Below are 21,841 nucleotides of genomic sequence, written 5' to 3'. Positions count from 1 at the left end.
GCGGCGCCGCCCGCGCTCGACGCACGCGCGGCGGAGCTCGAGCGCGCGGGCAATACGATCTCGTGGCTGATGCGCGCCGACGCGCCGCGCGCGTTGCTCGCGCTGATCGCTTTCGGCGACACCGTGAAGCCGGGCGCACGCGACGCGATCGCGGCGCTGTCGGCGCGCGGCGTCGCGAGCGTGCTCGTGACGGGCGACAACCGCGGCAGCGCAGCCGCCGTCGCGGCGTCGCTCGGGATCGGCGAGGTGCATGCGCAGGTGCTGCCCGACGACAAGGCGCGCGTCGTCGCCGAGCTGAAGCGCATGCACGGCGGGATCGTCGCGATGGTCGGCGACGGGATCAACGATGCGCCCGCGCTCGCCGCGGCCGATGTCGGCATCGCGATGGCGACCGGCACGGACGTCGCGATGCACACGGCCGGCATCACGCTGATGCGCGGCGACCCGGCACTCGTCGCGGACGCGATCGACATCTCCCGACGCACGTACCGGAAGATCCAGCAGAACCTGTTCTGGGCGTTCGTCTACAACCTGGTCGGCGTGCCGCTCGCGGCGCTCGGCTGGCTGAACCCGGTGATCGCGGGCGCGGCGATGGCGTTCTCGAGCGTCAGCGTCGTGACCAATGCGTTGCTGTTGCGGAGATGGAAGGGGCGCGCGCGGTGATGTGTGCCGGTGATGTGTGCCGGTGATGTGTGCCGGTGACGTGTGCCGGTGACGTGTGCCGGTGACGTGTGCCGGTGACGTGTGCCGGTGACGTGTGCCGGTGACGTGTGCCGGTGACGTGTGCCGGTGACGTGTGCCGGTGACGTGTGCCGAACGGCCGTTCGGCGTTCGGCGTTCGGCGTTCGGCGTTCGGCGCTTGGCGCTTGGCGCTTGGCGCTTGGCGCTTGGCAAACAGGCAGGATCGTGAGGTCGGCCGGCATTGGCCGATGGCGAGTCAAATCGCCAGCGCACGACAACGCGGCGCCGGCCGGTGGCTTCAGTCCGAAATGACTGGCTTGATCAAGGTCGTCGTGATCGGCGCGAAGCCGCACGCACGATACAGCGCGCGGGCCGCCGCGTTGTGATTGAACACCGACAGCCCGATCTCGGTGACGCCGTACCGGCGTGCCTCGGCATCGAGCGCCTCGAGCGTACGCGTGGCCCAGCCCTGGCGGCGCCGGGACGGGGCGATGTCGAGGTCGTAGATGAACAGCGTGCGGTTCGGCCCTTCAGGCACGATCGCATACCAGAGGTCGCCCACCGCGTCGCCGCTGGCGCCGTCGATGAGCACGACGAGGGTCTGGCCGGAGGTACGCAGGCCGTCCGGCAGCAGCGTGTCGAAACAGGCGCGCGCCCGGCTGGCCGCGTCTTCGACAGCATTTTGTCCGGATGAAACGAGATCGCTCGCGTAGCCGTCGATGGCTCGCGTGCGGTACGCGTGGAATTCGCTGGCCGTCATTGGCCGCATCTGCAGCATGGCGCGGTCACCGTGAACGGAATCGGACTTCCAGTGTAGCGGGACGGTCGCGCCGGCGCGCGATGCAGCGGCGGAAAGCGGACAGGCAGGTGCGGCAGGCGCCGCGCTGACAGCGAATCAGCGAATCAGCGAATCAGCGAATCAGCGAATCAGCGAATCAGCGAATCAGCGAATCAGCGACGGTACAGGACGATCGGCACGAGGTGCGCACGACGCACGCGCTCGGCTTCGGCACGACGCGCAGCGTACGAGTATTCGGCATCGAGCGGCAGGTGCGGGGACACGAAAAGGTCGTCGATCTTTTGCAGCAGGGCGAGGATGAAGCTCATGTGAGACTCCTGACAGATGTGGCTAGGGTTTTCCCTTAGATGGACTTCATTCTAAGGGTTTTCCCTGAACTCTGCCAGCGCACCGCATCAGTTTGCCGCATGCGCGCGACGGCGGATCGCCGGTACATCACGGCGATCCTTGCTCGGTCGGGCTTCCAGGATAGGGTCGAAACGATTAACGCGTGCGGCGAGCGCGCTTCGCAACGGCGGCTTCGCGGTTCGCGTTGCGCTGAAGCCGGTCGACCTGCGACAGAAGCGCCTCGTGATGCTCCTCGAGCGTCATCAGCGTTGCCTGCTGCGTCGACAGATCGGCCGCGAGGCGATCGATCCGCTGCTGCTTCGTCGCGACGTCCTGCTTCAGGTGCGCGATCTGTCGCGTCTGCATCACCAGCGCGATGAGCCCGGCCAGCACGACGACGGCCAACGCCAGCAGCAGGCGGTTGACGCGGCGCATCTCGCGATCGGCCGTGCGCGTCAGGCCATCCACATCGGCCTGCAGGGCGGCCAGCCGGTCGGTCAGCGGGCGCAGGTGCGTATCCGGATCGAAGGCCGGCGCGGCCGGTTGCGTGCGCTCCGCCGACGGCTTCGTGACAAAGGAGGCAGCGGAAGCCTGCGGCTGGGTGACGGGGGATACGGTGGCGTCGGCCCGCGGCGCGGCGTCATGGGCCTTCGCGGTGTTGGCGGTGTTGGCGGTGTTAGCGGTGTTAGCGGTGTTAGCGGTGTTAGCGGTGTTCGCCGTGTTCGCGGCAATCACCGGCTTGGCCGGCTGCGCCGACGTCTGCGGCTCGACCGTCGTCACCGGGCTCGCCCCGGCCGCCTCGGGCGCCGTGTCGACGCTCGTCGCGACCGGCGCGGATTGCTCCGTTGTCGCGTCGCTTGCACCGGCAGCCGCCCGGCGTTTGCCGCCCGACGACGCACGGCGTTCCTTCACGGCGTCACCGGAGGACCGCCCTTCGCGGGATTTAACCGCGGCAGCAACAACAACAGCCTTCTCGACTTCACCATCAGCCGCTTGAGATCCGGTCGCCTTCGCCGCAGCACCATCGGCTGCTTGCAGCTTGGTCGCCACCGTCGCAGCGCCATCGCCCGCAGGCATGTCAGCGGCTTTCGTTGCAACGCCATCGGCCAGGGGAATATCGACCGCCTGCATCGCAGCTGCGCCAGAAGCCGGCACGACGTCGACGTTTGCGTCACCACCACCTTCAGGCGACGCAACGCCATGCGCCACCGTCGCGTCTCCGGGCGTCACTGCACCTTCCGCTGCTTCAACATGTCCTGCCGCGGCCCCCCCATCCGGCGCACTGAACCCGTCCAGCGCAGCCTGCCGCCCGGACGCCACATCGTCCGCGACATCGACTGCCGCCTCGGCTTGTGCGCCCGCTTCGTCACGCGCCGTGGCCGGCATACGCTCGCCCGGCTCGAGCACCGGATCGCCGAACAGGTCGAGCGTCCGTTCGTCTCGCGACGCGTCGCCGGCCGGCGCACTGCCGGACCGCACCGTCGCCCTCGCGGACGTACTGCCCGCGGCAGCAGCCGAGCGCGGGCGCGAACGGGCCGACGAACGATTGGAACGGGAACGGGAGCGAGGCGAGGAAACGGATTCGGTCATGGAAATCGGATGGCTAGGCCCACAAGCGCGGAACCGGATGTCGAACGGAATCGGTGGTCGGCCATTGTCGCACGCCCCGTCGCCGATTCCGCCTATTCGTCGCCCGACAACCCGCTCCCCTCTTCGAAACGCGTGACGCCCTTCAGCGCGCGCAGCTTGTCGCAAATCGCCTGGTATTCGAGTGCCGACACCCGCGCAAGCGCGATGCGCACCTCGTCATGCTCGCCCGTGTCGTCGGCGCGCTGCACGATGAACTGCTTCACGCGCGCACTGTCCGGGCCGAGCGCCGCGTGCAGCGAATCGAAGTTCAGCGTGCCGCTCACGACCGTCAGCGCGAGCTGGCGCCGCTGGCGCACCGTGAAGTAGCGCCGCTCCAGCGGCTTGATGCCGGCCAGGATGATCAGGATGATGATCGTCGCCGAAATCGACGCGACGTAGAGCCCGCCGCCCACCGCGAGGCCGATCGCGGCGACCGACCACAGGCTCGCGGCGGTCGTCAGCCCGCGCACGATCTCGCCGCGCAGCAGGATCGAGCCCGCGCCGAGGAAACCGATGCCCGACACGACCTGCGCGGCGATCCGCGACGGGTCGAGCACGATGTGCTCGCTGCTGCCGAGTACGTCGGCGAACCCGAACGCCGACACGATCATGATCAGCGTCGAACCGACACAGACGAGCATATGCGTCCGCAGGCCGGCCGCCCACGACAGACGCTCGCGCTCGAAGCCGATGACACTGCCCAGCGCCGCCGCGAGGACGAGCCGCATCACGAGTTCCAGGTTGCTCAGCATGCGATTTATCTCCTTTTTTGGTGCCGGCGGTGCGGAATGTTTTATCCTTGGCCCCGGCCGCGCCGATCCTCCGGGCCGCGCCGACACGTTTCGAACCCAGCGCTCAACCCCGTCATGTCCGTTTCCGACTCCGCTTCCGCCCAGGCCGCCCAGTTGCGCCACCATTTCGCGCACGTCGTCTTGCCGATCTGGCGGGGTTCAGGGTTCGACCAGACATTACAGTTGCCGTTCGAAGCCGTCGATCCGACCACCCACGCGCCGCTGCCCGTGACCCGCTATCGCGCGATGGCCTGCGCACGGCAACTGTTCGTGTTCGCGCAGGCCGGCGACACCGCGCACGCGGCCACGCTGTTCGACGCGCTCGGCCGCCACTTTCGCGACCCGCGCCACGGCGGCTGGCACTACAGTGTGGACGCGCAGGGTGCCCCGCTCGACACGACCAAGGATCTCTACACGCACGCCTTCATCGTGTTCGCGTGCGCCGCGTGGTATGCGGCGTCGGGCGACGCCGCTGCGCGCAAGACAGCCGAAGAGACCGCCGCGCTGATTCAGGACCGCTTCGCGCCGCACCGCGGCGACGCGCTGCTCGACGCGGCGCGCCACGCCGATTTCTCGTCATCCGGCAGCGGGGCGCTGCAGAATCCGCTGATGCACCTGACCGAAGCGTGGCTCGCGGCGGCCGCCGCATTCGGCGACACGGCGTTCGACGACGCGCTCGCGCGCACCGCGCAGGCCGTCGAGCGCACGTTCGTCGACGCGGCAACCGGCTGCGTGGCCGAGCTGCCGCTCGGCGCGGCCGACAACCGGTTCGAGCCCGGCCATCAGTTCGAATGGTTCTATCTGGTCGATGCGGCCGGCGCGCGGCTCGCGCAGACCGGGCTCCCCGGCGCGCTGGCGCGCGCATTCGTGTTCGCGGAGCAATACGGCGTCGATCCGCAGACGGGCGGCGTCTGCGCGGCGCTCGACGCGCAAGGCGCGTGCATCGACGGCACGCAGCGGATCTGGGCGCAGACCGAGTACCTGCGCGCGCTCGCGACGCACGGCGGCACGCCGGCCTCCGCGCCGCTCGCGCGGCAGATCGAACGCTTCGCCGCGCGCTTCCTGCATCCGCGCGGCTGGTTCGAGTGCAAGACGGCGGACGGGCAGGTGGCGCGCGCCGACATGCCGTCGACGACGCCCTACCACCTCGAGACCGCCTACGCGGCGCTGCCGGCCGGCGCGTAACCCGCGTCGTCGAACGACGGCGCCGCGCGCTCGCCGCGTGCGGCGCGGCCGTCGCCCAGTTCGAACACCGACACCGCCTGCATCAGGTGCGCGGTCTGGTCGTTCAGCGACGCGGCCGCCGCCGCGACCTCCTCCACCAGTGCCGCGTTCTGCTGCGTGAGCTGATCCATCTGCGTGACGGCCTGGTTCACCTGCTCGATCCCGACGCTCTGCTCGACCGACGCCGCCGTGATCTCGGACATCGTCTGCACGACGCGCGTGATCGACGCCGACACCGTCCGCATCGCATCGCCGGCGCGCTCGACGAGCTCCGCGCCGCCGTTGATCTGCGCGACCGAATCCTCGATCAGCGCCTTGATCTCCTTCGCCGATTGCGCGCTGCGCTGCGCGAGCGAGCGCACCTCACCCGCGACGACCGCGAAGCCGCGCCCCTGTTCGCCTGCGCGGGCGGCTTCCACGGCCGCGTTCAGCGCGAGGATGTTGGTCTGGAACGCGATGCCGTCGATCACCGAGATGATCTCCGCGATCCGCCCCGAGCTCTGCGCGATGCCGCGCATCCGGTCGATCACGCTGTCGACCACGCCGCCGCCGTGGCTCGTCGCCTCGAGCGCCGCGTCGGCCAGCGCGCTCGCCGCACGCGCGCTGTCGGTGTTCTGCCGGACGGTCGCCGTCAGTTCCTCCATGCTCGCGGCCGTTTCCTCGAGCGACGCGGCCTGCGTGCCGGTGCGCGCCGACAGGTCGGCGTTGCCGCCCGCGATCTCACCCGCGCCGAGGTGGATCGCGTCGGACGCCTGGCGCACCGTGCGCACGGTGCCCGCGATGCTCGTCTGCATCGTGGCGAGGCCGCGCAGCATCCGGTCGATCTCGAACACGCCCCCTGCCCGCACGACCTCATCGAGCCGGCCCTGCGCGATCCGCTCGAAATGGCGGCCGGCTTCTTCCAGCGGCGCGACGACCGCGCGCCGCGCGGCCGCGTAGATCGCCGCGCTCGCCACGAGCATCGCCACCAGCAGCACGATGCCGACCGACTTGAACCAGAGCATGCCGCCGTCGATGGTGTCGAGCGCCGTGCGGCTCGATGCGCCGCCATAGTCGGTGAAGCGGCGCAACTCGGCGATATAGGCGTCCTGGATGCTCTGCGTCGGCTGGTCGAGGAAGGCCTGGATGTTGTCGGCGTCGAGGAACTGCACAAGTTCGCCCAGCGCGCCACGCAGCGCGCGATAGCGCTCGGTGAGCGCCGCGACGCGCGCGCGGTTGGCATCGTCGACCGGCTGCGCGGCCGTCAGCGCGGCGAACGCCTTGTCCGCTTCCGCGAGCGACGCGCCGGCATGGCGGATGATGTCTTCCGGCTTCGGGCCGCCGCGCACCATCCGCGTGCCGGCGCGTGACAGGTTGATGCGCGCGTCGAGCAGTTGCTGGGTCGCCTGGCTGGCCGCCTCGACCTGCGTGATCGCGACGTTCGACAGATCGTCGACGCCGCTGCGCGTCGACTTGAGCGCCCAGAAGCCGAGCGCCTCGATCGCGAACAGGAAGACGCAAAACACGGTCAACACGCCGAGCAGACCCGACGCGAGCTTGATTTTTCCGAACATGGGGGAGATTCCTGGATAGCGGACGATGAGGCAATGCCCCGGCATTAGCGGCATTTCTTCGTCCGACTTTAGGTGCGGACGGCAACGAAATTCACGTTGTCCGCGCATTCCAGCGGAATCCCCCGAAAACAGGGAAATCTACGGCATTCGACGCAATAATCGCGTCGCATCGCGCTGGAAATTGCGCGAAATGCGGACGAATTTCCTTGCTTATCGGCATCCCCCTTCCTAGAGTTCAGCGCAAGCGGGCACTCATTTCGAGGAAAGTCGATGACCGACATCACGGACCACGCGCGCGGCGCATTGCGCGCGCAACCGTTCAGCATGCTGCTGGGCACGGAGCTGATGCATATCGGCGACAACGAAGTGTCGCTGTGCCTGCCCGTGCGCGAGGAACTGCGGCAGCAGCACGGTTTCGTGCACGGCGGCGTCATCAGCTACCTCGCGGACAACGCGCTGACGTTCGCCGGCGCGCTCGTGCTCGGCCCGCGCGTGATCACCGCGGAATACAAGATCAATTACCTGCGGCCGGCCGTGAACGGCACGCTCGTCGCCCGCGCGAAGCTCGTCTACGCGGGGCGGCACCAGGCGACCTGCCAGTGTCATGTGTTCGTCATCGACGGCGATCACGAGCGGCTCGTCGCGATCGCGCAGGGCACGATCAACCGCGTCGGCGACGGCAAGATGCCGGATGCGCCGGAGGAAACGGCGTGAGCGGCCGGCAGCCGATTTCGCGCTAACCCGCCCCTTCCCCCGCCAACGGCAAAAACCGCGGCGCCACGCGCGCCCGCACGTTGCCGTTCTCATCCGTCCGATAGATCCCGCGCGCCGCGTTGTGCGGATGCACGGCCGCATCGGCCACGCTCAACAGCGGCGCGAAACACGCGTCGGTGCCTTCGAGCAGCGCACGCCAGTGCGCGGAAGGCTGCTGCGCAAATATCTCTGCGAAACGTGCCTTCAGCGCGGGCCAGCGCGCGCGGTCGTACTGCGACGCCGGATCGACGTCGGTCAGCCCGAGCCGTTCGACCAGCAGCGCATAGAACGGCGGCTCGAGCGCGCCGATCGTCACGCATTCGCCATCCGCGCAGCGATACACGTCGTAAAACGGCGCATCGTGAAAGAGGCTCGGCTGCGCGCCGTCGAGCTGCCCGTTCGCGCGTGCCCACAGCGCCAGCGAGCCGAGCATCGACACGATGTCGACGATCGCGCCGTCGACCACGCGCCCGGGGCCACCGCCGCGCACGTCGAGCAACGCGCAGACGATTCCGAACGCGAGCCCGAGCGCGCCGCCCGCATCGCCGACGACGGTCGGCGGCACCCCCGGCCGGCCGTCACGCGGCGCGGACAGCGACAGCAGCCCCGTCAGCGCGACGTAGTTCAGGTCGTGTCCGGCCGCGGCCGCGAGCGGGCCGTGCTGGCCCCAGCCGGTCATCCGCCCGTACACGAGCGTCGGCTTGCGGCGCGCGCAATCGTTGGGCCCGAGGCCGAGCCGTTCCATCACGCCGGGCCGCAGCCCCTCGATCAGCGCATCGGCCTGCGCGACCAGGTCGAGCGCGGCGTCGCGGCCGGCCGGCGACTTCAGGTCGAGTTCGACGATCGTCTTGCCTTCGCGCAGCAGGTCGCCGTCGCGGGCCTGCAACGCGTCCGGGGCGCTCGTGCGGCCGGATGGGCGGGCGATCAGCGTGATCCGCGCGCCCATCCCGGCGAGCATCCAGCCCGCAAGCGGGCCGGGGCCGAGACCTTCGAATTCGACGATGTGGATGCCGGAAAGCGGCGCATCGAGCGGCATACGATTCTCCTGTCCGTGTCGCGTATCGCGACGGTCTCCGATGCCATACGCCTCGCATCGGATCGCCCCCGTCATGCGGGCGTCAACGCGTCAAATGAAAAATCCCTGCGTCGCGGGGTCCGCTTCGCAGGGATCGGGGCGAGCCGCGCGCATTCAGGCTGCCTTGCCGGAACCGGCCACGCTCAGAACGCGTCGCCCGGCACCCTCACCCAGCCTTCCATCAACACGCGCGCACTGCGGCTCATGATCGCCTTGGTGACGGTCCACTCGCCGTTCTCGCGCTGCGCTTCCGCGCCGACGCGCAGCGTGCCCGACGGATGCCCGAAGCGCACCGCGTTGCGTTCGCCGCCGCCCGCCGCCAGGTTGACGAGCGTGCCGGGGATCGCCGCGGCCGTGCCGATCGCGACCGCCGCCGTGCCCATCATCGCGTGGTGCAGCTTGCCCATCGACATCGCGCGCACCAGCAGGTCGACGTCACCCGCGTTCACGCGCTTGCCGCTCGAGGCGACGTAATCGGCCGGCTTCGCGACGAACGCGATCTTCGGCGTGTGCTGCCGCGTCGCGATTTCATCGAGCGTGTCGATCAGGCCCATGCGCAGCGCGCCGTGCGCACGAATCGTCTCGAACTTCTCGAGCGCCTTCGCATCGCCGTTGATCGCGTCCTGCAGCTCGGTGCCCGTATAGCCGATCGCTTCCGCTTCGACGAAGATCGTCGGAATGCCCGCGTTGATCATCGTCGCCTTCAGCGTGCCGACGCCCGGCACCGCGAGATCGTCGACGAGGTTGCCGGTCGGGAACATCGACCCGCCCGCGCCTTCTTCCTCGGCGGCCGGGTCCATGAACTCGAGCTGCACTTCGGCCGCCGGGAACGTGACGCCGTCCAGCTCGAAATCGCCCGTCTCCTGCACCGCGCCGTTCGTCACCGGCACATGCGCGACGATCGTCTTGCCGATGTTCGCCTGCCAGATCCGCACGGTCGCGACGCCGTCGCGCGGCACGCGCGCCGGATCGACGAGCCCGCCGCTGATCGCGAACGGGCCGACCGCCGCCGACAGGTTGCCGCAGTTGCCGGTCCAGTCGACGAACGCCTTGTCGATCGACACCTGGCCGAACAGGTAGTCGACGTCGTGGCCGGGCCGCGTGCTCTTCGACACGATCACCGTCTTGCTGGTGGACGACGTCGCGCCGCCCATCCCGTCGATCTGCTTGCCGTACGGATCGGGGCTGCCGATCACGCGCAGCAGCAGCGCGTCGCGCGCGGCGCCCGGCGCCTGCGCGGCGTCCGGCAGGTCCTGCAGCCGGAAGAACACGCCCTTGCTGGTGCCGCCGCGCATGTAGGTCGCGGGAATCCTGATTTGAGGAGTGTGAGCCATGTGTGCGTTATCCCTGTGTGACGCGATCAAGCCGCCTGCGACGATTCGAGGAAGTCCTGCGCGAAGCGCTGCAGCACGCCGCCCGCTTCGTAGATCGACACTTCCTCGGCCGTATCGAGCCGGCACGTCATCGGCACCTCGACGCGCTCGCCGTTCTTGCGATGAATCACGAGCGTCAGGTCGGCGCGCGGCGTGCGCTCGCCGATCACGTCGAAGGTCTCGGTGCCGTCGATGCCGAGCGTCGTCCGGTTGGTACCCGGCTTGAACTCGAGCGGCAGCACGCCCATGCCGATCAGGTTCGTGCGGTGGATCCGCTCGAAGCCTTCGGCGGCGATCGCCTCGACACCCGCGAGCCGTACGCCCTTCGCCGCCCAGTCGCGCGACGAGCCCTGGCCGTAGTCGGCGCCGGCGATCACGATCAGCGGCTGCTTGCGATTCATGTACGTCTCGATCGCCTCCCACATCCGCATGACCTTGCCGTCCGGCTCGACGCGCGCGAGCGAGCCCTTCTTCACCGCGCCGTCGACGATCGCCATCTCGTTGATCAGCGTCGGGTTCGCGAAGGTCGCGCGCTGCGCGGTCAGGTGGTCGCCCCGGTGCGTCGCGTACGAGTTGAAGTCTTCTTCCGGCAGGCCCATCTTCGCGAGATATTCGCCGGCCGCGCTATCCAGCAGGATCGCGTTCGACGGCGACAGGTGGTCGGTCGTGATGTTGTCGCCGAGCACCGCGAGCGGGCGCATCCCCTGCAGCGTGCGTTCGCCGGCCAGCGCGCCTTCCCAGTACGGCGGACGGCGAATGTACGTGCTCTGTGCGCGCCATTCATACAACGGTGCCGCGCGCTCGCCCGCATCGGCGCTACGCGCGAACATCGGTTCGTAGACCTTGCGGAACTGCTCGGGCTTCACGCTCGACGCGACGATCGCATCGATCTCCTCGTCGGTCGGCCAGATGTCCTTCAGCGTGACGGGCTGGCCGTCCTGGTCGTGGCCGAGCACGTCCTTCTCGATGTCGAAGCGGATCGTGCCGGCGATCGCGTACGCGACGACCAGCGGCGGCGATGCGAGGAACGCCTGCTTCGCATACGGGTGGATGCGGCCGTCGAAGTTGCGGTTGCCGGACAGCACGGCGGTCGCGTACAGGTCGCGATCGACGATCTCCTGCTGGATCTTCGGGTCGAGCGCGCCCGACATCCCGTTGCAGGTCGTGCACGCGAACGCGACGATGCCGAAGCCGAGCTTCTCGAGTTCGGGCAGCAGGTTCGCTTCTTCCAGGTACAGCTCGACCGCCTTCGAGCCGGGCGCGAGCGAGCTCTTCACCCACGGCTTGCGCGTGAGGCCGCGCGCGTTCGCGTTGCGGGCGAGCAAGGCCGCGGCGATCACGTTGCGCGGGTTGCTGGTGTTCGTGCAGCTCGTGATCGCGGCGATGATCACCGCGCCGTCGGGCATCTCGCCCGCCTTCTCTTCCCACTGGCCGGCGATCCCGCGCGCGGCGAGATCGGACGTCGGCAGCCGCTTGTGCGGGTTCGACGGGCCGGCCATGTTGCGCACGACGCTCGACAGGTCGAACGTCAGCGTGCGCTCGTATTGCGCATTGTTCAGCGTATCGGCCCACAGGCCGGCCGCCTTCGCGTAGGTCTCGACGAGCTTCACCTGCTCGTCGCTGCGGCCGGTGAGGCGCAGGTAGTCGGTCGTCTGGCCGTCGATGAAGAACATCGCGGCCGTCGCGCCGTATTCGGGCGCCATGTTCGAGATCGTCGCGCGATCGCCGAGCGTGAGGCTCGCCGCGCCTTCACCGCGGAACTCCAGGTACGCGCCGACCACCTTTTCCTTGCGCAGGAATTCGGTCAGCGCGAGCACGACGTCGGTCGCGGTGATGCCGGGCTGGCGCTTGCCGGTCAGCTCGACGCCGACGATGTCGGGCAGGCGCATCCACGATGCGCGGCCGAGCATCACGTTCTCCGCTTCGAGGCCGCCGACGCCGATCGCGATCACGCCGAGCGCGTCGACGTGCGGCGTGTGGCTGTCGGTGCCGACGCAGGTGTCCGGATACGCGACGCCGTCTTGCGCCTGGATCACCGGCGACATCTTCTCGAGGTTGATCTGGTGCATGATGCCGTTGCCCGGCGGGATCACGTCGACGTTCTCGAACGCCTTCTTCGTCCACTCGATGAAGTGGAAGCGATCCTCGTTGCGGCGATCCTCGATCGCGCGGTTTTTCGCGAACGCATCCGGATCGAAGCCGCCGCATTCGACCGCGAGCGAGTGGTCGACGATCAGCTGCACGGGCACGACCGGGTTCACCTTGGCCGGGTCGCCGCCGCCGTCGGCGATCGCGTCGCGCAGGCCGGCGAGATCGACGAGCGCCGTCTGCCCGAGGATGTCGTGGCACACGACGCGCGCCGGGAACCACGGGAAATCACGTTCGCGCTTGCGCTCGATGATCTGCTTCAGCGAATCGGCAAGGATCGCCGGATCGCAGCGGCGCACGAGGTTTTCGGCGAGCACGCGCGACGTGTACGGCAGCGTGTCGTAGGCGCCGGGCGCGATCGCTTCGACCGCGGCACGCGCGTCGAAATAGTCCAGCGACGTGCCGGGCAGGGGTTTGCGGTTGGCGGTATTCATGGTGTGGGGAACTCGGGTATGGCGTCCGGCGCACGCCGGCCCCCGTCACGCGGGCGACCGGTGTGCACGGTGGGCATGTCAGCGCTTTTCGATCGGCACGAACTGCAGGTCTTCCGGACCGGTGTAGTTCGCGCTCGGGCGGATGATCTTGTTGTCGATGCGCTGCTCGATGATGTGCGCGCTCCAGCCGGACGTGCGCGAGATCACGAACAGCGGCGTGAACATCGCGGTCGGCACGCCCATCATGTGATACGACACCGCGCTGAACCAGTCGAGGTTCGGGAACATCTTCTTCGCTTCCCACATCACCGATTCGAGGCGCTCGGCGATGTTGTACAGCTTCAGGTCGCCCGCTTCCTTCGACAGCTTGTGCGCGACGCCCTTGATCACCTTGTTGCGCGGATCGGAGATCGTGTAGACCGGGTGGCCGAAGCCGATCACGACTTCCTTGTTCTCGACGCGGCGGCGGATGTCGGCTTCGGCATCGTCCGGCGAGCTGTAGCGGCTCTGGATCTCGTACGCGACTTCGTTCGCGCCGCCATGCTTCGGCCCGCGCAGCGCGCCGATCGCGCCGGTGATCGCCGAGTAGATGTCCGAGCCCGTGCCCGCGATCACGCGGCCGGTGAACGTCGACGCGTTGAATTCGTGCTCCGCGTACAGGATCAGCGACGTGTGCATCGCCTCGACCCACGACTTCGACGGCGTCTTGCCGTGCAGCAGGTGCAGGAAGTGGCCGCCGATCGAGTCGTCGTCGGTTTCCGTCTCGATGCGCTTGCCGTTGTGCGAGAAGTGATACCAGTACAGCAGCATCGAGCCGAGCGATGCCATCAGGCGGTCGGCGATGTCGCGCGCGCCCGGCAGGTTGTGGTCGTCCTTCTCCGGCAGCACGGTGCCGAGCACCGACACGCCCGTGCGCATCACGTCCATCGGGTGCGCGGACGCCGGGATCTGTTCGAGCGCGGCCTTCAGCGCGCTCGGCAGGCCGCGCAGCGCGCGCAGCTTGGTCTTGTACGCAGCCAGTTCGGTCAGGTTCGGCAGCGTGCCGTGAACGAGCAGGTGGGCGATTTCCTCGAATTCGCATGACTCGGCGACGTCGAGAATGTCGTAGCCGCGATAGTGCAGGTCGTTGCCGGTCTTGCCGACCGTGCACAGCGCCGTGTTGCCGGCCGTCACGCCCGACAGCGCCACCGACTTCTTCGGCTTGAATGCGCCTGCGGCGGCCGGTGCTGCTGCGTCTTTCGTCTCGCTCATGTTTCTGCTCTCCAATGTGTATCGGGGGTATCGGCTGTCGGCCGGACTTGGCGCTTTAGCGCTTAGTGCGGCCCCATGCTTCGCGGTCGGCCGGACTTGGCGCTTCAGCACCTGGTCCAGCCCCATGCAACGCGCTCCGGAATCGTGTCCCGGCGCGCGGGCGCGTTACTTCTTGCCCTGCGCGAACAGCTCGTCGAGCTTGCGCTCGTATTCGTGATAACCGAGGAAGTCGTACAGCTCGGCACGCGTCTGCATCGTCTGCACGGCTTCCTTCTGCGTACCGTCGCGGCGCACCGTCTCGTAGAAGTTCAGCGCGGCCTTGTTCATCGCGCGATACGCGCCGCAGCAGTACAGCGCGATATCGACGTTCGCCTCGCGCAGCTCGTCGACCGTGAACAGCGGCGTCGAGCCGAATTCGGTCAGGTTCGCAAGGATCGGCACCTTCACGGCGGCCTTGAAGCGGCGGTAGTCGTCGAGCGTCTTCATCGCTTCCGGGAAAATCATGTCCGCGCCGGCTTCGACATAGGCCACCGCGCGCTCGATCGCCGAGTCGATCCCTTCGGCGGCGGCGGCGTCGGTGCGCGCCATGATCACGAACTGGTCGTCGGTGCGCGCATCGACCGCTGCCTTGACGCGATCGACCATTTCCTCGATCGGCACGACTTCCTTGCCCGGACGGTGGCCGCAACGCTTCTGGCCGACCTGGTCTTCCAGGTGCACGGCCGCGACGCCGGCCTTGATGAACGAGCGCACGGTGCGCGCGATGTTGAACGCGCCGCCCCAGCCGGTATCGATGTCGACCAGCAGCGGCAGGTCGGTCGCGTTGGTGATCCGGTTCGCGTCGATCAGCACGTCTTCCATCGTGCTGATGCCGAGGTCGGGGATCCCGAGCGAGTTCGCGGCGACGCCGCCACCCGACAGGTACACGGCCTTGAAGCCGACGGCCTGCGCCATCTTGGCTGCGTAGGCGGTGATCGCGCCGACCACCTGCAGCGGCTGCTCCGCCGCGACTGCCGCGCGGAATTTCGCGCCGGCGCTCTGAAGATGCGTATTGCTCATGAACGGCCTCCTGAAGGAACGACCATCAACAGCAAGGACCGGGCCAGCTCGCGCAACGTCGCTAACCCACTGATTCTTAAGCAACCGGCACGGGCGTCAAAGTGCCCGGCGATTTCAATTCAGCAATTTCATGTTTCAAAAATGAAATCGCGCGCGCATAATCGACCGCCATGGACCTCTCCTCGACCAAGCCCGTCGGCCCGGCCGATCGCGCGGCGCGCCCGCGCATCTGGGCGATGGGCATCAGCCGCCTGCGCGATCTGTTTCGCGAGATCGCCGGCGAATTCGACGAACGCGCCGACGTGCGCATCGTGACGCGCGCCTATGAGGATGCGCTCAGCGCGATCGCCGATGCCGGCACCGCACGGCCCGACGTGATCGTCGCGGCCGGCTCGAACGGCGGGTTCCTGAAGACGCGTGCACAGGTGCCGGTGGTGGTCGTGTCGCCGACCGGTTTCGACGTGATGCAGGCGCTGGCACGCGCCCGGCGCGATGCGTCGCGGATCGCGCTCGTCAGCGCCGGGGAAACGCCGCCCGAAGTGCGCCGCTTCGTCGCCGCGTATGGCCTCGATGTGCAGTTTGCGTCATATCAGTCCGCGCAGGAAGCGGAAGCCTGCGTGCACGACCTGCACGACCGCGGCATCGAGACGATCGTCGGCCCCGGCCTCGTCACCGATCTCGCGGCCAGCGCCGGCATGGGCGCGGTGTTCCTGTATTCGCACGCATCGGTACGCAAGGCCGTCGATACGGCACTCGAAGTCGCGTATGCGACGCATGCCGAGGCGTTCCGCCGCCAGCGGCTCGACAACCTGCTCCAGCATCTGCGCGACGGCGTGGTCGCGCTCGACGCACACGGCCGCGTCGAAGCGATCAACGAGCGGCTCGCGTCGGCGCTCGGGGTCGAACCCGCGGCGGCCGTCGGCCGCGCGCTCGTCGACCTGCGGCCCGAGTTGCGCACGCTGCGCGGCGAGGACGGTGACGCGCTCGCCACCGTGCGCGGCGTGCGCTACGTCGTGCATCGCGGGCCGCTCGTCGATCGCGGCGTCACGTCGGGCAGCGTGCTGACGTTCCAGGAATCGCGCGCGGTCGAACGGCTCGACCGCGCGCTGCGCTCGCAGCCCACCATGCAGCAGTTCGCCGCGCGCTATGCGCTCGACGACGTGGTCGGCGCATCGGCGCCGATGGCGCGCGTGCGCGATCTCGTGCGCCGCTACGCGAAATCCGACGCGACCGTGCTCGTGCTCGGCGAAAGCGGCACCGGCAAGGAAATGATCGCGCAAAGCCTGCACGCGCTGTCCGCGCGACGCAGCTACCCGTTCGTCGCGGTCAACTGCGGCGCGTTTCCGGAGGCGCTGCTCGAGAGCGAGCTGTTCGGCTATGAGGAAGGCGCGTTCACCGGTGCGCGGCGCGGCGGCAAGACCGGCCTGTTCGAAGCCGCCCACCGCGGCACGCTGTTTCTCGACGAGATCGGCGAGATGCCGCCGTCGCTGCAGAGCCGGCTGCTGCGCGTGCTGCAGGAGCGCGAGGTGATCCGCCTCGGCTCGACCGAGCCGATCCGCATCGACGTGCGCGTGATCGCCGCGACGCACCGTCCGCTGCTCGCGGCCGTCGAGGCCGGCACGTTCCGCGCGGATCTCTATTACCGGCTCAACATCCTGAATGTCGGCCTGCCGCCGCTGCGCGAGCGCGCCGCCGACATCCCCGCACTCGCGGCCACGCTGCTCGTGCAGGCCGCACGACGCGAGCCGCGCCTCGCCGAACGTCTGCGCGACGCCGCCGATGCCACACGCGTGCTCGGCGTAACGCAGGCTGCGCTCGTACGCTACCGGTGGCCCGGCAACGTGCGCGAACTGCAGAACGTGATCGAGCGGATCGTGGTGGAACTGGCCGAGGAAGCCGACGAAAGCGATCCGGCCGCCGCGTGCGGCGCGCTCGATCCCGACGCGCTGCAGGCGATCGCACCCGAGCTGTTCGCAGCACCACCCGATGCGGCCGACAGCGACGATGCGCAGACACTGCACGCGCGCCGCCGTCGCGCGGAGGCCGACGAGATCCGCGCGGTGCTCGACGCATGCGGCGGCGACCGCGACCGCGCGTGCGCGATGCTCGGCATCAGCAAGACGACGCTGTGGCGGAAGCTGTCGGTGAAATAACCAGGGCGGTTGTCGTGCAGTGAACGCGCCGACCGTCAGTCGGCCTTGTGATAGTGGCGGTACGCCTTCGCGCGATTGCCGCACGACGACATCGAACACCAGCGGCGGCTGCCGTTCTTGCTGTCGTCGATGAACAGCCACTGGCAGGCGTCGTTCGCGCAACGCTTGACCTTCGCGAGCCGCGCGCCGCCGAGCAGGTCGATCGCCGACCACAATACCGGGCTCAGCAGCCGTGCCAGCGTCGCACGCCCCTCCCCGATCCGCCACGCATAGCCGCCATCGATGCGCGCCAGCGCGACGCGCGGTGCCGCTTCCGCCAGGAAGCCGCCGAGCAGCGCGAGATCGTCCGCCTGCGGCTCGCGCTGTTCGGCCTGCGCAAGAAAGAGCCGATACAGCGCCTCGCGCAATGCGAGCGCGTGCGCGAGCATCGCCGGCTCCCCTTCTCCTTCGCCGTACGCACGACACGCTTCCGCCAGGCCGGCCGGCACGCTTGCCTGCTCGCGACACCACGCCAGCAGGTCGTCCATCGTGCCGAAGGTTTCGGTCGGCGGATCGCTGCCGCGCCAGTACAGCGTGTTCGCGAAATCGATGCTCAGGGTTTCGGGCGGCGCCGGAATCAGGCAGTCCATCGTGACGGAAGGTTGCGTATCGCTCATGCCCGGATCGTATCTAACCACCATGCCGGTTGACAAGCCCGCGGGCGCTTCCTAACATAACCGGCATGGTAGTTATAAAAGGTTTGCTGCACTGACACCCGCCTCAGTCCAAGGAGCCACAGATGATCGATCGTCTTTTGTCCGGCGTTATCCACAACAACCGCAGCCGCGCGTTCTACGACAGCACACTCGGCACACTCCGCTACAAGCGGCTGGCATGGTGGTTATAAGCAGGCTTGCCGCACTGACGTCCCTCTTCAGTCCAAGGAGCCACACATGATCGATCACCTTTCGTTCGGCGTTGCACACGTCGGCCGCAGCCGAGCCTTCTACGACAGCACGCTCGGCGCGCTCGGCTACAAACGGCTGCATACCGACGACGAATCCATCGGGTACGGCGCAACCGAGCCGCAGCTGTGGTTGCAATATGCACCTCGCCCCGTCGCCCCTGATCCCGACTCGGGGATGCACCTGTCGTTCAAGGCCGCTTCGCCCGTCGAGGTCGACGCGTTCTACCGCGCCGCACTCGAGCACGGCGGCCAGGACAACGGCGGGCCCGGCAAGCGCGAACACTACGGCCCCGGCTACTACGCAGCGTTCGTCGTCGATCCCGACGGGTATCGGCTGGAAGCGCATTGCGAACTCGACAACATCGTGTGATCGCGCTCGCGTCACCAAAGACAAGGGCCCGATTCCGCGCAATGCGGAATCGGGCCCTTGCTATTGAACTGCCGACGGCGGTCGTTCGACGGAATCGCCAGGCGTGCGGCTATCGCGCGTCGCGCGTGCGCTGCAGTTGCTCGCCGAGCCCTTCGACACCGAGGCGCACCGTCTGGCCGGCCTTCAGGAACACCGGCGACGGCTTGATGCCCATGCCGACGCCCGGCGGCGTGCCGGTCGTGATCACGTCACCCGGCTGCAGCGTCATGCAGCTCGACAGATAGGCAATCAGCTGCGCGACGGTGAACACCATCGTGCGCGTGTTGCCGTTCTGATAACGGTGGCCGTCGATTTCGAGCCACAGGTCGAGACGCTGCGGATCGGGCACCTCGTCGCGCGTGACGAGCCACGGCCCGATCGGGCCGAACGTGTCGAAGCCCTTGCCCTTGTCCCACTGGCCGCCGCGCTCGATCTGCCATTCGCGCTCGGACACGTCGTTGACGACGCAGTAGCCCGCGACGTAATCGAGCGCGCGCGCTTCGTCGACGTCCTTGCAGGTCGCACCGATCACGACACCCAGCTCGACTTCCCAGTCGGTCTTGACCGAGCCCTTCGGGATATCGATGCCGTCGTTCGGGCCGCAGATCGAGCTCGTCCACTTGCCGAACACGACCGGCTCCTTCGGCACCGGCATGCCGGCTTCGGCCGCGTGATCGGCGTAGTTCAGGCCGATGCCGATGAACTTGCCGACCTGCCCGACGCACGCGCCGATGCGCGGCTCGCCCGACACCAGCGGCAGCGTGGCCGGATCGATCGCGCGCAGCCGCGCGAGACCCGCGTCGGACAGTACATCGCCGGACAGGTCCGGCACCTGCGCGGACAGGTCGCGAATCCGGCCGTCCGCGTCGAGCATCCCGGGCTTTTCCTGGCCGGACGGGCCATAGCGAAGCAGTTTCATCGTGGTCAACCTCTGTTGTCGAATGGGACAGGATTCCGGCCGACGCGGCCATTCGCGGCCGCGCGCCGGACTGATTGTCGATCGTCGATTGCGCGCGTCGACGCCGCATCCGGCATGCCGTCGACGCGCGAGGGTCGCGCGGGCGCAGCGATCGCGGCGCCGCACGGAAGTATGGCGCGCATCGAACGGGCGGCCGCCGGTCTGCGCATCGGCGACGACGGCCCGGCACCCGCGACATGGTCCGGCCCATACCGGCCGGCTTCACGCGCGGCCGCACCGTCGCTGGCCCGCCAGCCTTTGTACCATCGGCCGCGCGCCGTGAAATGACGCGCGACGGATACCGACTATTGGTGCGCCCGCCGGCGCTGCGGCGCAGCATCGCGGGCAGCGCGCCCGCCCGATTTCCTTTCGAATACCTTGAACCGTTGCCACCTGTCATGAATACCGGGTATTCGGGGCTTCCCTGTCATCCCGAACGGGAATCGATCCGTTCTTGTCCGGTAACGATCGGTAAAAAGACGCTGCATTGCACACTAAATGTTTGTTGTTAAGCTGAAACGGATGGCGTTCGTCGCCACACGCGGGCTCGACACAAGCGTGTTGCAGAATCGGTCAGCGTGCGTCGCCAATCGATCGAAAGTAATCCCCCAACTTCACACCGACAATGCAAACAACCAACGACCTGCTTCCCGGCTGCGACGCACGGGAATCGATGGGCGCAATCGACCGCTATCGCGCACCCGCGCTCGACAAGGGTCTCGACATTCTCGAACTCCTGTCGGAGCAGAAAGAAGGCCTCACCCGCACCGAAATCACGAAGGAACTCGGCCGCAACGCGAGCGAGATCTACCGGATGCTCGAACGCCTCGTCGCGCGCCGCTACGTGATGCGCTCGACCGGCGGCGACCGCTACACGCTCAGCCTCAAGCTGTTCTCGCTCGCGCACCGCCATCCGCCGATGAGCCGGCTGATCGCCGAGGCGTTGCCGCCGATGCAGCGTTTCGCCGATGCCTCCGAGCAATCGTGTCACCTGTCCGTCTACGATCGCGGCAACCTGCTCGTGATCGCGCAGGTCGACGGGCCCGGCCCGTGGGGCGTGTCGGTCCGGCTCGGCTCGCGTGTCGGGCTCGTCGATACGGCATCGGGGCGCGTGATGCTGGCGTTCCAGGGTGCCGAGCAGCGCGCGCACATGCTCGCCGAGCATCGCAAGGTCAAGGGCGAAGCGCCATTGAACGAGCAGGAACTCGCGTATGCGTGCCAGTCCATCCGGCAGGACGGCTACCTGCGCGAGGACAGCCGCCAGGCGTACGGCGTGACCGACCTGAGCGCACCGATCCTCGGGCCGTCCGGCCATGCGATCGCGGTGCTGACGTGCCCGTACATGCGACGGATCGATGCGCATATGGCGCCGTCCGTCGACACGGTCGTCGAAGGGGTGCGCGAGACGGCCGCCCATCTGTCGATGTGCCGCGACGAGACCTGCTGACGCGCAGGCGCGGCGGAGCGCACCGGGGGCGGCGCTATCGCGTTGCCCCCGGTCGCGCGCAACCCCTCTGCGGAGCGCAATGCACGGTGCCATATCGTGCGCCCACGGCGCTACGCTAAAATAGCGGCCCTCTCAAAAACTACGGCGGCCGGTTGTCGCGGCCGTCGTGTCCGATGGATGTCATGGCCAAACTTCTGAACGATCAAGAATTCCAGCGTTTCTCCGAACTTCAGCAGAAGCAGGCAAGCTTCACGATCACGCCCGAAGAGGCGGACGAGCTGCGCGATATCGTCGCGCGCGCGCAGAAGAAGCGCGACGATCGTACCGCTGCAATGCAGGCGATCGAGAGCTACATCGAGCAGTTCGACATCACGCCCGACGAACTCTTCTCGCCCGAGCAGATCGGCGACGCGGCCCGCACCTACGGGCTCATCACGGCGACCAAGAAGGAACGCACGCTGCCGCCGTCGATCACGTTCAACGGCAAGCCGTACCAGTGGACCAAGACGCTTCCGGACGACGTGCGCGGCGCGTTGTTCGAAGCGTTCACGTCCGGCGAATCGGTCAAGCGCTTCATCGCAATGCCGAAGGACACCGCGCGCTGTGCGCTGACGATCGCCCGCCTCGAGCGCGAAACCGGCGCCGTCTATGCCGATCCGCACCTCGAGGAACTCGCGATTTCGCGCGACCAGGTGAACGACGCGGCGTCGAAACTCGCTGCCTGAATGTAGCCACGGGCACGGTTCATGCGTGCCCGCACCCCGCATGACGCCGGCCCAGGCCGGCGTTGCGCTTGCGGGAGACGTGCATCCGGACGCTCCCGAAAAGCCT

Annotated in this window: 19 protein-coding genes; 7 read left to right on the top strand and 12 right to left on the bottom strand. The window is 68.2% G+C overall.

All coding sequences use genetic code 11. The annotated features are described in order from the left end of the window. On the top strand, positions 1–663 hold a 663-nt coding region (locus G3N98_RS23230; RefSeq protein WP_206149331.1), incomplete at its 5' end, for an HAD-IC family P-type ATPase. A gap of 316 nt (positions 664–979) precedes the next feature. On the opposite strand, the gene G3N98_RS23225 is transcribed toward G3N98_RS23230, so the two are convergent. The 4 genes from G3N98_RS23225 to G3N98_RS23210 all read right to left on the bottom strand — a co-directional run bounded on the left by G3N98_RS23225 (position 980) and on the right by G3N98_RS23210 (position 4,188). Next, on the bottom strand, positions 980–1,459 hold the full coding sequence (locus tag G3N98_RS23225; protein ID WP_071333859.1) for a GNAT family N-acetyltransferase: 480 nt from the start codon (positions 1,457–1,459) through the stop codon (positions 980–982). A 173-nt stretch (positions 1,460–1,632) separates the two neighbouring features. Next, positions 1,633–1,788, bottom strand: a complete 156-nt coding sequence (locus tag G3N98_RS23220; RefSeq protein ID WP_006481665.1) for a hypothetical protein — start codon at positions 1,786–1,788, stop codon at positions 1,633–1,635. Positions 1,789–1,963: 175 nt separating this feature from the next. Continuing rightward, positions 1,964–3,397 carry a flagellar hook-length control protein FliK gene (locus tag G3N98_RS23215; RefSeq protein ID WP_206149330.1) on the bottom strand — a complete coding sequence of 478 codons (1,434 nt, stop codon included), beginning with the start codon at positions 3,395–3,397 and terminating at the stop codon, positions 1,964–1,966. Positions 3,398–3,489: 92 nt separating this feature from the next. Further along, positions 3,490–4,188, bottom strand: coding sequence for an MgtC/SapB family protein (locus tag G3N98_RS23210; RefSeq protein WP_206149329.1), 699 nt, complete (start codon positions 4,186–4,188; stop codon positions 3,490–3,492). Between the two features lie 114 nt (positions 4,189–4,302). Between G3N98_RS23210 and G3N98_RS23205 the strand changes: the two genes are divergently transcribed. Then, a complete protein-coding gene (locus G3N98_RS23205) occupies positions 4,303–5,412 on the top strand; it encodes an AGE family epimerase/isomerase (protein ID WP_089459175.1) in 1,110 nt (369 codons plus the stop codon). On the opposite strand, the gene G3N98_RS23200 is transcribed toward G3N98_RS23205, so the two are convergent. Next, positions 5,385–7,004: a methyl-accepting chemotaxis protein gene (locus tag G3N98_RS23200; RefSeq protein ID WP_089433469.1), complete on the bottom strand. Its 1,620-nt coding sequence runs from the start codon at positions 7,002–7,004 to the stop codon at positions 5,385–5,387. The two genes, G3N98_RS23205 and G3N98_RS23200, sit on opposite strands and share 28 nt — an antisense overlap. Positions 7,005–7,274: 270 nt before the next feature. Between G3N98_RS23200 and G3N98_RS23195 the strand changes: the two genes are divergently transcribed. Further along, on the top strand, positions 7,275–7,718 hold the full coding sequence (locus G3N98_RS23195; RefSeq protein ID WP_011353771.1) for a PaaI family thioesterase: 444 nt from the start codon (positions 7,275–7,277) through the stop codon (positions 7,716–7,718). A 22-nt stretch (positions 7,719–7,740) separates the two neighbouring features. Here the strand turns inward: G3N98_RS23195 and G3N98_RS23190 are convergent, their stop codons facing one another. The 5 genes from G3N98_RS23190 to prpB all read right to left on the bottom strand — a co-directional run bounded on the left by G3N98_RS23190 (position 7,741) and on the right by prpB (position 15,097). Continuing rightward, positions 7,741–8,793, bottom strand: coding sequence for a CaiB/BaiF CoA-transferase family protein (locus G3N98_RS23190; RefSeq protein ID WP_206149328.1), 1,053 nt, complete (start codon positions 8,791–8,793; stop codon positions 7,741–7,743). Between the two features lie 182 nt (positions 8,794–8,975). Then, positions 8,976–10,166, bottom strand: coding sequence for a 2-methylaconitate cis-trans isomerase PrpF (prpF, locus tag G3N98_RS23185; protein ID WP_206149327.1), 1,191 nt, complete (start codon positions 10,164–10,166; stop codon positions 8,976–8,978). Between the two features lie 26 nt (positions 10,167–10,192). Further along, positions 10,193–12,787, bottom strand: a complete 2,595-nt coding sequence (gene acnD, locus G3N98_RS23180; RefSeq protein WP_206149326.1) for a Fe/S-dependent 2-methylisocitrate dehydratase AcnD — start codon at positions 12,785–12,787, stop codon at positions 10,193–10,195. A 78-nt stretch (positions 12,788–12,865) separates the two neighbouring features. Continuing rightward, on the bottom strand, positions 12,866–14,038 hold the full coding sequence (prpC, locus tag G3N98_RS23175) for a 2-methylcitrate synthase (protein WP_043181158.1): 1,173 nt from the start codon (positions 14,036–14,038) through the stop codon (positions 12,866–12,868). Between the two features lie 165 nt (positions 14,039–14,203). After that, positions 14,204–15,097 carry a methylisocitrate lyase gene (prpB, locus tag G3N98_RS23170; RefSeq protein WP_039349639.1) on the bottom strand — a complete coding sequence of 298 codons (894 nt, stop codon included), beginning with the start codon at positions 15,095–15,097 and terminating at the stop codon, positions 14,204–14,206. A 170-nt stretch (positions 15,098–15,267) separates the two neighbouring features. Between prpB and prpR the strand changes: the two genes are divergently transcribed. Then, positions 15,268–17,250 (top strand): propionate catabolism operon regulatory protein PrpR, encoded by a 1,983-nt coding sequence (prpR, locus tag G3N98_RS23165; RefSeq protein ID WP_206149325.1) that lies wholly within the window; start codon positions 15,268–15,270, stop codon positions 17,248–17,250. A gap of 35 nt (positions 17,251–17,285) precedes the next feature. Here the strand turns inward: prpR and G3N98_RS23160 are convergent, their stop codons facing one another. After that, the gene (locus tag G3N98_RS23160; RefSeq protein ID WP_241026042.1) at positions 17,286–17,906 is read right to left on the bottom strand and encodes an ABATE domain-containing protein; all 621 of its coding nucleotides are present in this window, start codon (positions 17,904–17,906) and stop codon (positions 17,286–17,288) included. Positions 17,907–18,182: 276 nt separating this feature from the next. Between G3N98_RS23160 and G3N98_RS23150 the strand changes: the two genes are divergently transcribed. Continuing rightward, the gene (locus G3N98_RS23150) at positions 18,183–18,566 is read left to right on the top strand and encodes a VOC family protein (protein ID WP_089428835.1); all 384 of its coding nucleotides are present in this window, start codon (positions 18,183–18,185) and stop codon (positions 18,564–18,566) included. Positions 18,567–18,675: 109 nt separating this feature from the next. On the opposite strand, the gene G3N98_RS23145 is transcribed toward G3N98_RS23150, so the two are convergent. After that, positions 18,676–19,524, bottom strand: coding sequence for an ureidoglycolate lyase (locus G3N98_RS23145; RefSeq protein WP_206149323.1), 849 nt, complete (start codon positions 19,522–19,524; stop codon positions 18,676–18,678). A 664-nt stretch (positions 19,525–20,188) separates the two neighbouring features. Between G3N98_RS23145 and G3N98_RS23140 the strand changes: the two genes are divergently transcribed. Further along, the gene (locus G3N98_RS23140) at positions 20,189–21,010 is read left to right on the top strand and encodes an IclR family transcriptional regulator (protein ID WP_089433478.1); all 822 of its coding nucleotides are present in this window, start codon (positions 20,189–20,191) and stop codon (positions 21,008–21,010) included. A 173-nt stretch (positions 21,011–21,183) separates the two neighbouring features. Beyond that, positions 21,184–21,735, top strand: coding sequence for a hypothetical protein (locus G3N98_RS23135; protein WP_039349620.1), 552 nt, complete (start codon positions 21,184–21,186; stop codon positions 21,733–21,735). Positions 21,736–21,841 lie beyond the last annotated feature (106 nt).

The organism is Burkholderia sp. Tr-20390, from assembly GCF_017104595.1.
Classification (GTDB): Bacteria; Pseudomonadota; Gammaproteobacteria; order Burkholderiales; family Burkholderiaceae; genus Burkholderia.
The sequence above is the reverse complement of the archived record's forward strand: the minus strand, read 5'-3'. Positions and strand labels throughout refer to the sequence as shown.

Coding starts and splice junctions, on each gene's coding strand:
- G3N98_RS23150 (WP_089428835.1), top strand. CDS start 18,183: ATGATCGATCACCTTTCGTTCGGCGTTGCACACGTCGGCCGCAGCCGA.
- G3N98_RS23210 (WP_206149329.1), bottom strand. CDS start 4,188: ATGCTGAGCAACCTGGAACTCGTGATGCGGCTCGTCCTCGCGGCGGCG.
- G3N98_RS23215 (WP_206149330.1), bottom strand. CDS start 3,397: ATGACCGAATCCGTTTCCTCGCCTCGCTCCCGTTCCCGTTCCAATCGT.
- G3N98_RS23135 (WP_039349620.1), top strand. CDS start 21,184: ATGGATGTCATGGCCAAACTTCTGAACGATCAAGAATTCCAGCGTTTC.
- prpC (WP_043181158.1), bottom strand. CDS start 14,038: ATGAGCGAGACGAAAGACGCAGCAGCACCGGCCGCCGCAGGCGCATTC.
- G3N98_RS23205 (WP_089459175.1), top strand. CDS start 4,303: ATGTCCGTTTCCGACTCCGCTTCCGCCCAGGCCGCCCAGTTGCGCCAC.
- G3N98_RS23190 (WP_206149328.1), bottom strand. CDS start 8,793: ATGCCGCTCGATGCGCCGCTTTCCGGCATCCACATCGTCGAATTCGAA.
- prpF (WP_206149327.1), bottom strand. CDS start 10,166: ATGGCTCACACTCCTCAAATCAGGATTCCCGCGACCTACATGCGCGGC.
- G3N98_RS23195 (WP_011353771.1), top strand. CDS start 7,275: ATGACCGACATCACGGACCACGCGCGCGGCGCATTGCGCGCGCAACCG.
- prpB (WP_039349639.1), bottom strand. CDS start 15,097: ATGAGCAATACGCATCTTCAGAGCGCCGGCGCGAAATTCCGCGCGGCA.
- acnD (WP_206149326.1), bottom strand. CDS start 12,787: ATGAATACCGCCAACCGCAAACCCCTGCCCGGCACGTCGCTGGACTAT.
- G3N98_RS23225 (WP_071333859.1), bottom strand. CDS start 1,459: ATGCTGCAGATGCGGCCAATGACGGCCAGCGAATTCCACGCGTACCGC.
- G3N98_RS23200 (WP_089433469.1), bottom strand. CDS start 7,004: ATGTTCGGAAAAATCAAGCTCGCGTCGGGTCTGCTCGGCGTGTTGACC.
- G3N98_RS23145 (WP_206149323.1), bottom strand. CDS start 19,524: ATGAAACTGCTTCGCTATGGCCCGTCCGGCCAGGAAAAGCCCGGGATG.
- G3N98_RS23140 (WP_089433478.1), top strand. CDS start 20,189: ATGCAAACAACCAACGACCTGCTTCCCGGCTGCGACGCACGGGAATCG.
- prpR (WP_206149325.1), top strand. CDS start 15,268: ATGGACCTCTCCTCGACCAAGCCCGTCGGCCCGGCCGATCGCGCGGCG.
- G3N98_RS23220 (WP_006481665.1), bottom strand. CDS start 1,788: ATGAGCTTCATCCTCGCCCTGCTGCAAAAGATCGACGACCTTTTCGTG.
- G3N98_RS23160 (WP_241026042.1), bottom strand. CDS start 17,906: ATGAGCGATACGCAACCTTCCGTCACGATGGACTGCCTGATTCCGGCG.